The sequence below is a fragment of the Streptomyces sp. NPDC000229 genome (assembly GCF_040300825.1).
GTDB lineage: Bacteria > Actinomycetota > Actinomycetes > Streptomycetales > Streptomycetaceae > Streptomyces.
The window spans coordinates 36,208-48,926 of record NZ_JBEPEL010000021.1 but is presented as its reverse complement, the minus strand read 5'-3'; the positions used below and the strand labels follow the sequence as shown (position 1 = coordinate 48,926).

At 72.9% G+C, this 12,719-nt stretch carries 10 protein-coding genes; 2 read left to right on the top strand and 8 right to left on the bottom strand.

Annotated features, from left to right (window positions below; translation table 11 throughout):
* Positions 1–56 precede the first annotated feature (56 nt).
* Positions 57–1,112, top strand: coding sequence for an RICIN domain-containing protein (locus ABT360_RS13765; protein WP_351814694.1), 1,056 nt, complete (start codon positions 57–59; stop codon positions 1,110–1,112).
* 12 nt (positions 1,113–1,124) lie between these two features.
* On the opposite strand, the gene ABT360_RS13760 is transcribed toward ABT360_RS13765, so the two are convergent.
* The 7 genes from ABT360_RS13760 to ABT360_RS13730 all read right to left on the bottom strand — a co-directional run bounded on the left by ABT360_RS13760 (position 1,125) and on the right by ABT360_RS13730 (position 9,213).
* A complete protein-coding gene (locus ABT360_RS13760; RefSeq protein WP_351814692.1) occupies positions 1,125–1,895 on the bottom strand; it encodes a S26 family signal peptidase in 771 nt (256 codons plus the stop codon).
* Positions 1,892–3,865 carry an ABC transporter ATP-binding protein gene (locus ABT360_RS13755; protein ID WP_351814691.1) on the bottom strand — a complete coding sequence of 658 codons (1,974 nt, stop codon included), beginning with the start codon at positions 3,863–3,865 and terminating at the stop codon, positions 1,892–1,894. The genes ABT360_RS13760 and ABT360_RS13755 overlap by 4 nt, the downstream gene beginning before the upstream one ends.
* Positions 3,862–4,413 carry a thioredoxin domain-containing protein gene (locus ABT360_RS13750; RefSeq protein WP_351814689.1) on the bottom strand — a complete coding sequence of 184 codons (552 nt, stop codon included), beginning with the start codon at positions 4,411–4,413 and terminating at the stop codon, positions 3,862–3,864. The genes ABT360_RS13755 and ABT360_RS13750 overlap by 4 nt, the downstream gene beginning before the upstream one ends.
* A gap of 63 nt (positions 4,414–4,476) precedes the next feature.
* A complete protein-coding gene (locus ABT360_RS13745; RefSeq protein ID WP_351814687.1) occupies positions 4,477–5,013 on the bottom strand; it encodes a MauE/DoxX family redox-associated membrane protein in 537 nt (178 codons plus the stop codon).
* A gap of 86 nt (positions 5,014–5,099) precedes the next feature.
* Positions 5,100–5,285, bottom strand: coding sequence for a hypothetical protein (locus ABT360_RS13740; protein ID WP_351814685.1), 186 nt, complete (start codon positions 5,283–5,285; stop codon positions 5,100–5,102).
* 365 nt (positions 5,286–5,650) lie between these two features.
* The gene (locus ABT360_RS13735) at positions 5,651–7,432 is read right to left on the bottom strand and encodes an ABC transporter ATP-binding protein (RefSeq protein WP_351814753.1); all 1,782 of its coding nucleotides are present in this window, start codon (positions 7,430–7,432) and stop codon (positions 5,651–5,653) included.
* 5 nt (positions 7,433–7,437) lie between these two features.
* A complete protein-coding gene (locus ABT360_RS13730) occupies positions 7,438–9,213 on the bottom strand; it encodes an ABC transporter ATP-binding protein (RefSeq protein WP_351814683.1) in 1,776 nt (591 codons plus the stop codon).
* Between the two features lie 179 nt (positions 9,214–9,392).
* Here ABT360_RS13730 and ABT360_RS13725 point away from each other — a divergent pair, with 179 nt between their 5' ends.
* Entirely contained in the window at positions 9,393–10,988 is a 1,596-nt protein-coding gene (locus ABT360_RS13725; RefSeq protein ID WP_351814681.1) for a peptide-N4-asparagine amidase, read from the top strand.
* Positions 10,989–11,036: 48 nt separating this feature from the next.
* Here the strand turns inward: ABT360_RS13725 and ABT360_RS13720 are convergent, their stop codons facing one another.
* The gene (locus ABT360_RS13720; protein WP_351814680.1) at positions 11,037–12,464 is read right to left on the bottom strand and encodes a Gfo/Idh/MocA family protein; all 1,428 of its coding nucleotides are present in this window, start codon (positions 12,462–12,464) and stop codon (positions 11,037–11,039) included.
* Positions 12,465–12,719: the final 255 nt, after the last annotated feature.

Genomic DNA, 12,719 nt, shown 5'->3' with positions numbered 1-12,719 from the left:
AGAATGGCCAGGATGACCGTTGTCGCAGCTCCGGCCCCGCGCCCACCATCGGACGCATGGAGAGCCAGGGAGGTTGTGAACTCAGCGAGGTCCAGGACATTCCCGCGTTCATGAAGTCGCTCCGTCTCCTGAAGGAGCGTTCCGGGCTTTCGTACCGCGGCCTCGAACAGCGGGCCGCGGCCGTGGGAGACGTACTGCCGCGCAGCACCCTGGCCGCCATGCTGGCGCACGACATACCGCCGCGGACGGAGATACTCCTGGCGTTCGTGCGAGCGTGCGGTGACGGCGGCCGGGCGGAGGAGTGGCTCAGGGCCGGTGAGCGTGCGGCCCGCCGGGCAGAGCCCGCCGCGCTCCGGGCACAGCCCACGGCGCCCCGGACACAGCCCTCCGGACAGGCCGGCCTCGCCGGAGCGGCCGGCCCGGACGGGCACGGGGCGCCCGGCGGGCGGGCGGCCCCGGGTGAACGGACGGTGCCGGGCGGCGGCGTTGTCCCCGCCGGACCGGACAGCATGCCGAGACGGCGCCGGTTCACCGCCGTCGCCCTCGGCGTCGTGGTGGTGGCCGCCACCACCGCCGCGGCCACCTCCACGCTGTTCCGCACCGGGGACGGAGCGAAGGCCCCCTCGGCCTCGGTGGCCACGTCCACCGGGTCGGCACCCGCGATGCCCAGCGGCTGGGTGACGATCCGCGTCGCCGCCGACCCCGGGCTGTGCCTGACCGACGGCCGCGTACGGGACTGGCGCCACACGCCCCTGGTGGCGGTGCAGCGGCCCTGCGACGAGGCGGCTCCCCAGAGCACGATGCTGGAACCGGTCAGGGAGAACCTGTACCGCATCCAGTGGCACCACCCCGACTACGGCAAAGGCTGTCTGAAGGCGCTGACCAGCGGGACCGGGGCGGGACTGCTGGAACCCTGGGACGAGTGCGAGGAAGGCAGCCTGTTCCGCGTAGAGCCGTCCGGCCCGCCCGCTGAAGGCAAGTTCGTGCTCCGGGTGGAAGGGCAGGGCTGCGTGGGCATCAAGGGTTCCAGCGCTGCCTCCGGTGCCGAGGCCGTGATGGAGACGTGCAAGGGAAAGGGCCGTCAGGTGTTCCTCATCCGCAGCGCGCACTGACCGCCGGGCCGGTCAGCGGCGGGACACGACCGAGCCGAGGATCCGCGCGGACGGGAAGTACCCCACGTGCCGCGAGTCGTAGCTCTCCGCCGCGTTGTCGCCGAGGAGGACGAGCATGCCCTCCGGGACCACGGCGTCCGCCGCGGCCTCCGGAGGCACCGCGCCCCGGGGAACGGCGTCCCCGGGGACGGCCGCCACCCTTTTGATCACCCACTGCCGTTCGTAGATCACATGCGCGGCGGCACCGGGCGCCACGGGCGGGTCGGGCCACGGCGACCGGAACGGCGGCCTCTCCACCACCACGACGGATCCCGGTACGGGGACGGCTCCCCGGCGCACCAGCACCCGGTCGCCGTCACGATGGGCCGGTTCCATGCTCCGGCCGTACACGGTCACGGCGACGAAACCACGCCCGAGGGTCCGCGCCGCCCACAGGCCCCCCGTGAGGAGCACGGCCGGAACACCGCAGAGTGCCACCCGGCCCGGCCCGGCCCCGGAGAACGACAGCGCCCCGGCCGCGGTCCACAGGAGAACGGCCGCGATGATCAGAACGGTCCGGAGCAGGAAGGCCCTGCGGGCACGCCCACGGGCCCGGTCCAGGGCGCTCTCCGCTCTGCGGTCACCGAGGCTGTGATCACTGACGCCGTGGTCACCGGGCCGACGGTCAGCGGGCCAACGGTCGGCGGGGCTGCGGTTCGTGGGCGGATGGGCGGCCGGACCGTGGCCCGTGGACGTGTGCTTCAGGGGGCCGTGGTTCATGTGCCCGTGGTCTGCTGTGGTCATGGTCGGTTCGCTCCCTGGGCCGCCGGGAGGCCGGTAGTCTTCCCGGGCCGGTAACCGGACGCCTGAAGGGCGTACAGCCGCGCGTACTCGCCGCCGGCGGCGACGAGTTGCTCGTGGTTCCCTTGCTCCACCACCCGCCCCCGCGCCAGGACCACGATCACGTCCGCGTCGCGTACGGCGCCCAGCCGGTGCGAGATGAGGAGGCTGGTGCAGCCTTCCCGGTGGGCGCGGAGGGAGGCGTGGATCTCGTGCTCGGCCGCCGCGTCCAGCCCGGCGGAGGGCTCGTCGAGGATCATCAGGTCCCGTTTGTCGCGGACCAACGCCCGGGCCAGTGCCAGCCGCTGGCTCTGCCCTCCGGACAGCATCACGCCGGTCTCCGGGTCCTTCTTGTCCGCCTCCGTGAAGAACATGCGGGAAAGCAGTGTGTCGTAGCCGTGGGGCAGTGCCTCCAGCACGTCGTGGACACCCGCGTGCCGGGCCGCCCTGCGGATCCTGTCCGGGTCGTCGAGCGCGCCGAGGTCACCCTGCGCGATGCTCTCGGCCGCTGTCATGTCGTACTCCATGTAGTCCTGGAACACCGCGCTGAGCCGGTTCCGCAGCGCGGCCACGTCGACGTCGCGGATGTCCACGCCGTCCCACAGGATCGCGCCACGCGTCGGGTCGTAGAACCGGCACAGCAGCTTGACGAGCGTGGACTTCCCCGAGCCGTTCAGCCCGACGAGCGCGAGCGTCCCGCCCCGGGGGATCCACAGGTCGACTCCGCGCAGCACCCATGGGTGCCGGGGCGAGTAGCGGAACCACACGTCGCGCACCTCGATGCCGTGGCGCAGCTCCGGCAGCGGGCGGGGCTCCTGGGCCATCGGCAGCTCCGGCCCGCCCGACACCACCGCCTGGTAATGGCCGAAGAGCAGCAGCGCGTGGTGAGTGCTCGCGAGGTCGCCCGCCAGGGTGGTGACCGCCGCCTGCACACCGGCGACCGACGCGAGGAAGACGGTGACGTCGCCGGGCGTGAGCCCGCCGGCCCGGGCGGCACCGACCGTCCAGAGCAGACCGGCGCCCGACACGGCGGCCGTGAGCAGACCGAGCCCCGCCCGCAGCCGGACCTCGCCGCGGTCGACCTCCCGGCGCGCCGTGTCCGCGGTGCGGCGGTTGTCGAGCATCCGGCCGCGCAGGAAGGCGCCGGTGCCGAACAGCCGGATCTCCTTGGCGGCCTCCACATTGGCCAGCAGGCCCATGTAGAAGAACTGGCGTCGCTCCGCCGGTCCGATGTCCCAGAGGGTGGCGGCACGTCGCCGCGACAGGATCAGTTCCGCCACGATGGCCGGCAGCGCGGCGAGCACCACCAGTCCCATGGTGGGCGGACTGATCACCAGGAGCGAGCCGAGGAAACCGGTCACGGTGAACGCCGCCCGGATGACGCCGAGCACACCGTCGACCGCCTGGTTGGCGACGGGCGAGGCGATGACCGTCTGTTGCGCCAGCCGCAGCCGGTCGAGGAACTCGGGGTTCTCGAACGGCGCGAGTCCCGCGAACCGGTCCACGGCCCGGAAGAGCTCGTCCTGGGCGAAGAGGCCGACCCTGCGGTCCAGTTCGGTGCGCAGGTAGTGGATCAGGTGCTGGGTGACGCCGGTCGCCACGAGGGTGGCGACCAGGACCAGAGCCGGCCGGAGGACGTCCCCCGCCGTGCCGCCGGCGGCGAGGGCGTCGATGACCAGCTTGGTGGACCAGGCGGTGACGACCGGGAACAGCCCGGCGGCCAGGCCGGGGACCGCGTACAGCACCAGCCTGCCAGGCGCGGCCCTCGCCACCAGCCGTCCCGCGCTCAGTGCACGGGACGGCGAGCGGCGCCGGCGGCGGTGCTCCGTGGCCGCGTCCGGCGGCGCGCTCTCGGTGCCGCCCCGTGACCCGTCCGGCGCTCCGCCCGTGCGGTGTTCGCCGGCGCCGGCTTCCCGGGAGGGGTGCTCGTTCATACGGAGGCGGTGGCCGGCCGGTCCACGTCGACCTGATCGGTCATCACGAGGAGCCTGCCGTCCGTGCTCCGGTTGACCTTGAGCACCACCGGGAAGCCCTGCACCTTGCAGGCCTCGGCCAGTTGCTCCGCCTCCTCGCCGGCCAGCACCCTGGCGACCGGGGCCAGGGCCGACACCATGGGCTCACCCGCGGAGGCGTCGTCGCGGTCGGTGGCGACCACGGCGACGACCCGGCCGCGCCCTCCGGGCACCGTGCGGGCGTACTCCACGAACGTGGGCAGCTTTTCCTTGCACGGTCCGCACGTCGGGGAGAAGAACGCCACGACCGTCTCGGTGTCGATCATGTCGTGGCGGACCGGTTCACCGTCCACGGTGAGCACGGAGAACTCCCCCACCTCGTCGCCGGGGCCGAGCGACAGCCGGCCGCCGCTCCGGTTGGCCAGCAGGTCGGTGTGCTCGCGCAGGCGCTTGATGACGCCGACGGTGAGCACCAGGTCGAGGGCGCAGAGCAGCCCGACGAGCACAAGGGTGGCGATGACGAAGGGCACGGATGGTCTCCATTCTCGTTCGGCTGTCGAGGGCACGGCCGTGTCCGGGCGTCGACTGCTCGGTCAGGCCTTCGAGCGGACGGGCTGGAACAGGTCGACGACGGTGTCGAGCCCGACCACGAGCCCGCCGGCGAGCAGTCCGGACAGTGCCGCCACCACCAGTCCCGCCGGATGCACCGGACCGGTGGCCTGCGCGGCCACCACCCCCGCCGCGGCGAGGCAGGCGAGTACCACGTTGCGGACGATGTGACGGACACCGAGCGGAACCGTCGATGCGCCGAAGCAGCGGCAGGCGGTGCGCGCGCCTGCGGCGACCACCCGCCCGATCACCACGGCGAAGAGGCACAGCAGCACCGCGGCCCCGGTGAAACCGAGGACGGCGGCCGGGGCGGCCGGAACCAGGAGCAGCAGGCACACGAGGCACTCGCCGCAGACCACGGCGATGGCCGCCCAGCGGGTCAGCGCCGGCGGGAGGACGTTCAGCTCGGCGACGGATCCTGCGAACGCGGCGAAGGAACGCCGGCCCGCCAGTTTGCTGACGGCAGCGGCCATGAACACCGTGCCGATGAGACAACGCATACCGATTTCCGCGTACTGCACCGGATCCTCCTGCCGGGAACACCGGTGTGCGCGGGCCCGGAAGGCACGGCCTGCCACACACCGGTGTTCCCGCTCACGTCACGGGATCAGCAGGACGGGCACGACCGCCAGCAGTTGATCTTGCCACAGTGCGTGTTGACGCAGCAGGCGCTGCGGGCGCACTGCCAGCACTCGTTGAAGCACTGACAGGCCTGCGCGGAAGCCGCCGCCTCCACCCTGGGCACGAACAGGCCGAGGAGCCTGCCGCTCAGGGACTCCAGCATCTTCGACATGGAAGTCCTCCTCTTCGAGTTCACATACGGGCCGGTCTCGATGAGCTCACTTCATCCCCGGCGGAGGTACGAGGGCGTCCTTGAGCAACCGGAATCCACACCGGTTCGGCGCCTGTCTCCACCGGGCCGTCCCGCACGCTACAGGCCTCGGTGAGGGGTATTCAGGTGTCCAGCCGTCCGGGACGCGTCCGGGACGCGTCCCGGCAGGTCACCGGCGCCCGGCCCCGCCGTCGCGGGTCACCCGGCGCGCCCGCGGGGGGCCTGCCCGGCGGCGTCCCGGGGGACTCCGCCGGGCAGGCCGGGATCGGCGGGTCACCCGTGCCACGCCCTCCGGGGGGCTCCGGTGCCCGGTCCTTCTCGACGGGTCACCCGTGCCACGACCGCCACAGCGCCGCGTACGCGCCGTCCGCCGCGACCAGGTCGTCGTGGCTGCCCAGTTCGCTGACGCGGCCGTCCTCGACGACCGCGATCACGTCCGCGTCGTGGGCGGTGTGGAGCCGGTGCGCGATCGCCACCACCGTACGGCCCTCCAGGACCCGGGCCAGGGACCGCTCCAGGTGCCGGGCGGCGCGCGGGTCCAGCAGGGACGTCGCCTCGTCCAGCACCAGGGTGTGCGGGTCGGCCAGCACCAGGCGGGCCAGCGCGATCTGCTGGGCCTGCGCCGGGGTCAGCGCCAGGCCGCCCGAGCCGACCTCGGTGTCCAGCCCGTCGTCCAGCGCCCGCGCCCATCCGTCGGCGTCGACCGCCCCGAGGGCCGCCCACAGCTCCGCGTCCTGGGCGCCCGTCCGGGCGAGCAGCAGGTTGTCGCGGAGCGTGCCGACGAAGACGTGGTGCTCCTGGTTGACCAGCGCCACATGCTCCCGGACCCGCTCGGCGGGCATCCGGGACAGCTCGGCCCCGCCGAGGGTGACCCGCCCGGCGCGCGGCGCGTAGATCCCGGCGAGCAGCCGGCCGAGCGTCGACTTGCCCGCCCCCGACGGCCCCACCAGCGCCACCCGCGTGCCCGGCGGAACCTCCATCGACACCGCGTGCAACACGTCCACGCCCTCGCGGTACCCGAACCGCACCTCGTCCGCCCGCACGTCGCGCCCGTCCGGCCGTACCGACGCGTCGCCGGCCTCCGGCTCGATGTCCCGCACGCCCACCAGCCGGGCCAGCGACACCTGGGCCACCTGGAGCTCGTCGTACCAGCGGAGGATGATCCCGACCGGGTCCACCAGCATCTGCGCCAGCAGCGCGCCCGTGGTCAACTGCCCCACGTCCATCCAGCCGTTCAGGACGAACACACCGCCGATCATCAGGACGGCGGCCAGGACGGTGGTGTGCGTGACGTTGATGACCGGGAAGAGGACCGAGCGGAGGAAGAGCGTGTACCGCTCCCACGCCGTCCACTCCTTGATCCGCCGGTCGGACAGCGCGACCCGCCGCGCGCCCAGCCGGTGGGCCTCCACCGTCCGGCCCGCGTCGACCGTCTCCGCGAGGACGGCGGCGACCGCCGCGTACCCGGCGGCCTCGGAACGGTACGCCGAGGGCGCCCGCCGGAAGTACCAGCGGCAGCCGGCGATCAGCAGCGGTGCGGCCACCAGCACGGCGAGGGCCAGGGGCGGCGCGGTCACCGTGAGCCCGCCGATCAGCAGGCCCGCCCACACCACACCGACCGCCAGCTGCGGCACCGCCTCCCGCATGGCGTTGGCCAGCCGGTCGATGTCGGTGGTGATCCGGGAGAGCAGGTCACCGGTGCCGGCCCGCTCCAGCACCCCCGGCGGCAGTCCCACCGACCGTACGAGGAAGTCCTCGCGCAGATCCGCCAGCATCTCCTCGCCCAGCATCGCGCCACGCAGCCGCACCATCCGCACGAACACCGTCTGCACGACCAGCGCGGCGAGGAACGCCCCGACCGTGAACGGAAGTTGGAGGTCCCGCGCGCCCGCGGCGAGCCGGTCGACCAGGGAGCCGAGGAGGTACGGTCCGACCATCGAGGCGATGACCGCGACCGCGTTGACCGCGACGAGCGCGGCGAACGCGGTGCGGTGGCGGCGCAACAGTTCGGTGACGTACGCCCGGACGGTGGCGGCGGTGCCGACCGGCAGCGTGGCCGCCGACTCGGGGGCCGCCGGATCGTACTGTGGCGGTGCCATGCCGGTCACGGCGGTCATGCCGACTCCTCGATGTCCACAAGGGTTTCCTCTTCGGTCTCGCGGGTGACCACCGCGCGGTAGCGCTCGTCGGTGGCCAGCAGTCCGCGGTGCGTGCCGACCGCCACCGCCCCGCCCTCATGGACCAGCACCACCCGGTCCGCCAGGTCGAGGAGCAGCGGCGACGAGGCCAGCACCACGGTCGTCCGGCCGGTGCGCAGCCGCTGGACGCCCGCCGCGACCCGCGCCTCGGTGTGCGAGTCCACCGCCGACGTCGGCTCGTCCAGCACCAGCACCTCGGGGTCGGTGACCAGCGACCGGGCCAGCGCCAGGCGCTGGCGCTGGCCGCCGGACAGTGACCGGCCGCGCTCGGTGATCCGGGTGCGCATCGGGTCGCCGTCGGCGTCCACCGACGCCTGTGCGAGCGCGGCCAGCACATCACCGCACTGGGCGGCCGCCAGGGCCTCCTCGGCGCGCACCTTCCCGGACGACGGCACGTCCAGCAGCTCGTCCAGGGTGCCGGACAGCAGGACCGGGTCCTTGTCCTGCACGAGGACGGTGGAGCGCGCCGCGTCGAGCGGCAGTTCGTCCAGGGGCACCCCGCCGAGCAGGACGGAGACATGCCCCTCCGGATCCTCGGAGGGGTGCCCGCCGAGCCGGTCGGCCAGCTTCCCGGCGGCGTCCGGGTCACCGCACACCACGGCGGTGAACAGCCCCGCGGGGGCGAGCAGCCCGGTCACCGGGTCGTACAGATCGCCGCCCGGCCGCTCGTGCGTGCCCGTCACGGTCGTGGTCGTCGTACGTGTCAGGGAGAGCACCCGGGCGGTGCGTTTCGCGGAGGGCCGCGAGAAGGAGTAGGCCATGGCGATCTCCTCGAAGTTGCGCAGCGGGTGGTGGGTGAGGGTGACGGCGCCGTACACGGTGACCAGTTCACCGACCGACACCCGGCCCTCCAGGGCGAGCTTCGCCCCGTACAGCACCACCACGACCAGCAGCAGCCCCGGCAGCAGTACCTGGACCGCCGCGATCAGGGCCCACATACGGGCGCTGCGCACCGCGGCCTCGCGGACCTCCTGGGAAGCCTCGCGGTAGCGGCCGAGGAACAGCTCCTCACCGCCGATGCCGCGCAGGACGCGCAGGCCCGCGACCGTGTCCGAGGCGAGCTCGGTGGCGCGGCCGGCCTTCTCCCGCTGGATGTCCGCGCGCCGGGTGGCGCGGGGGAGCAGCGGCAGGGCGGCGAGTGCCAGGACGGGCATGCCGACGGCGACGACGACGCCGAGGGCGGGCTGGTAGATCACCAGGCCCACGCAGACCAGGACCAGGGTGGTGGCCGCCGCGGCGAACCGCGACAGCGTCTCCACGAACCAGCCGATCTTCTCGACGTCCCCCGTGGAGACGGCGACGACCTCGCCCGCGGCAACCCGGCGGGTCAGCAGCGCGCCCAGCTCGGCGGTCTTGCGGGCCAGCAGCTGCTGGACGCGGGCGGCGGCGGTGATCCAGTTGGTGACGGCGGTGCGGTGCTGCATGGTGTCGCCCACCGCGATGGCCGCGCCGAGCAGGGCGATCAGCGCGCCGGCCCGGGCCAGGCCACCGCCCGAGCGGTCGATCACGGCCTGCACGGCGAGGCCCACGCCGAGGGGGAGCCCGGCGATGCCGAGGTGCAGCAGCAGGCCCCACAGCAGGGACTTGACCTGACCGCCCAGCTGATTGCGCCCCAGCCACAGCAGGAAACGCGTGCCCGACCTGACGTCGGGGTCACCTGGATCGGCGTACGGAAGATGGTGGATCTGCATGACGTCCCAGGGGTTCCGTCGGCGGGCGGCAGCGCTGAGCGGCAGCCGGAAACCGTGCAAGGTTCGCCTTCCGGGCCCACGGTCGGCAATCGATTTTCCGGTGGGACCGCGCAGAACACGCCAAGGTTCACCACCGGCCCCTGGCGCCGGACGGCCGCCCCGCGCTTCACTCCCGGCCCATGAGACAACGACGAGCCATGAGCATGCTCATGGGCGGAGTCCTTGCCGCCACCGGCCTGTTCGGGTCGGCCCCGGCGTCCGCCACGCCCCACGACCCACCGGCCGAGTTCGGCACCGACTGGCGCGATCCGGTCACCGCCGCCCCGCCCGTTCCCCGGCCGGCCGGCGTACCCACCTGCGAAATGACCCTCGCGAAGGCGCAGTTCCGCGACTTCACGCCCTACAAGAGCACCTACACGCCCCCCAAAGGCTGCGGAGACCGGTGGAGCGCGGTCGTGCTGCGGCTCGACGGCACGGTGAAAGGACGGCAGTACGACCGGCTCGGCCACCTCGCCATCGGCGGCGTCGAGGTCTTCCGTACGTCCACCCCGCAACCGTCGCCCGACGGCATCACCTGGTCGGTGGAGACCGACATCACCCGTTACAGCGACACCCTGCGCCGCCCGCAGCCGGTCGAGATGCTCATCGGCAACGTCGTCGACGACACGTACACCGGCGTCATCGACGTCGAGGTGACCCTCACCTTCTACGCGGGGAAGCCGGCGCCGTCCGCCGATGTGCCCGACCGGGTGATCCCGCTCGGCACCCCGTCCCTGACGACCCCGCGCAACTCCGAACGGATACTCGCCGAGGTGTACGCCACCGGATCCGGCGGCGGCTGCGAGGAATACTGGTACCTGACCGTCCCGGACGCCGCGCCCTACTCGTGCAAGGCGGCGGACGGACCGCACCGGGAGGTGCGGATCTCCGTCGACGGACGGCTCGCCGGGATCGCCGCCCCCTTCCCGACGGTCTGGACGGGCGGCTGGTCCAACCCCTTCCTCTGGTACGTGATCCCCGGCCCCCGCGCCTTCGACGTCACGCCGGTCCGCTACGACCTGACGCCGTTCGCGGCCCTGCTCAACGACGGCCGCCCGCACCGCGTCGAGGTCTCCGTCGCCGGGGTACCGGCCGGGCAGACCGGCTGGTCGACACCGACCAACGTCCTCGTCTGGCAGGACGAGGCCCGCGAGGTCGTCACCGGCGCGCTCACCCGCCACGAGGAGACCGCGCCCGCCAACACCTCCGTGTACGCACCCGGTCCGGAGCACCGCCTCGACAGCGAGGCCGCCCACCGGCTCACCGTCGCCGGTCACCTGAACACCTCGCACGGCCGTGTCACCACGACCGTCTCCCGGTCCGTGGCCCACACCTCCGTGCACCGCTGGACCGACGGCGAGAGCCGGGACGCGCTGACGGCGACCTGGCGGGACGACGAGACGGTGAGCCGGGGCGGCGGCGCCACCCGCACCCACCGCACCTACACCATGGACGGCGAGACGACGCTCGGCGCCGGTGACCGGCTGCGCACCGTGCTCACGCTCTCCGACCGCGCCGACACCCTGGTCCTCCGGAGCGGGGGGCGGACGCACTGGTCACGGCTCGACGACACGTACACCGGCGACGCCACGTACACCACCGGCGTCCCGCGCGACCAGCGGCACGCCGTCGGCACCAGCGCCGAGCGCTACCGGCTGTACGGCTCCGGCGGCTGCTACGACCGGAGCCTGAAGACGGCGCAGGGGACGGTGACCGAGGACCGCCGCCGCTGCTGACCCCCGTGCGGGGCCCGGCCGTGCCACCGGGCCGGGCCCCGTGAACCCTCAGGCCGGTTTGACCGAGTCCACGCCCGACCGGGACTTCGTCCACTCGCCGCGGGTGAAGTCGGGTATCCGCTGCGGCGCGCCCTTCGCCTTGATGGAGGCGTGGCTGAGCGGCACCGGGGCCGTCCAGGTGGCGCCGTCGTACACGTCGAAGTCCGGTACCAGGCCGAGCCTCATGCACTGCATCAGCCGGAAGACCATGATGTAGTCCATCCCGCCGTGCCCGCCGGGCGGGTTGGCGTGCTCCTTCCACAGCCAGTGGTCGAACTCACCGGCGTACGCCGAGAAATCGGCCCACTGGTCGTCGTGGTGGTCCGGCTCGATGTATATGCGGGCCGGGTAGTCCTCGAAGACACCCTTCGTGCCGCCCAGGCTGTTGATCCTGCTGTACGGGTGCGGGGTCGACACATCGTGCTCCAGCCGGATCACCCGGCCCTTCGCGGTCTGCACCATACTGATGGTGCGATCGCTCTCGATGTACGTCTCCTTCCAACTGGGGTCGCTGCGATCCACATTGGCCTCGCGGTACTCGGCCAGTCCCAGCGCGGGTGTACCGAAGCTGCTGATGCTGACCGCGCGGTCGCCCCGGTTGATGTCCATGTAGTTGGCGACCGGCCCGAAGCCGTGGTTGGGGTACAGGTCGCCCCGCAGCCGGGTGTGCCACAGGCGGCGCCAGGGGCCTTCGTAGTACGTGGGCGAGAACATCAGGCCCCGCAGGTCGTGATTGTACGCCCCGGCCCCGTGCAGCAGCTCACCGAACTTGCCGGCGTGTGCCATGCGCAGCACCCGCATCTCGTTCTTGCCGTAGCAGCAGTTCTCCAGCTGCATGCAGTGGCGCCGGGTGCGTTCGGAGAGGTCGACGAGCTCCCACAGCTCGTCCAGGCGCATCGCGAGGGGGCACTCGACCCCGACGTGCTTTCCGTTCAGCATCGCCGTCCTCGCCATGGCGAAGTGGCTGTCCCAGGGGGTGGCCACGTACACGAGGTCGATGTCGCCGCGCTCGCAGAGGTTCTCGTAGTCGTTCTCCCCGTTGGCGTACACGGCGGGCGACGGCTGTCCGGCCTGCACCACCTTGGCCGCGGCCTGTTCCGTCTTGGCCTTCACGGGGTCGCACACGGCGACCACCCGTACGCCGGGGACGGCGAGGAACAGGTCGATCATGCTGCCGCCGCGGTTGCCGAGCCCGACGATCGCGACACGGACGGTGGAGCGTCGCTCGAAGGGCACGCCGGCCATCGTGCGGCCCTGACGCGGGGGAGTGGCGGCGGTGTCGGCCGCTCCGGGCTCGGCCGCGGCAGCGGGGGTACCGCCCAGCGCGCCGAATCCCAGTCCGGCGGCGCCCGCCACCCCGGCGGTGGTCCGCAGTACGGTCCGACGGCTGGGCGAGTCCTGTGACCGGTCCTGGTTCCCGGGTGCTGCGTCGTTCATCGAACCTCCAGTGCGTTGTGTGCGCGGCTGGTTCATGAATCCCGGCAAGGACCCTGGCTGTTGGGATTGGTGGTACGCAAGAGGGCAGGTTGGACTCTTGTTTCGAGCACATGGACTCTTGTGCGCGGCGGGTGGGATCGGCCCTGCGGCGGACGGTCTCGAAGGCCCGCAGGGGACGACCGGCCGACCCCGCGCCCGGCGGTCGGCGTGCCGGGGTCGTACGTCGTCGATGACGACCAGCTCGTGGGTGGCGGG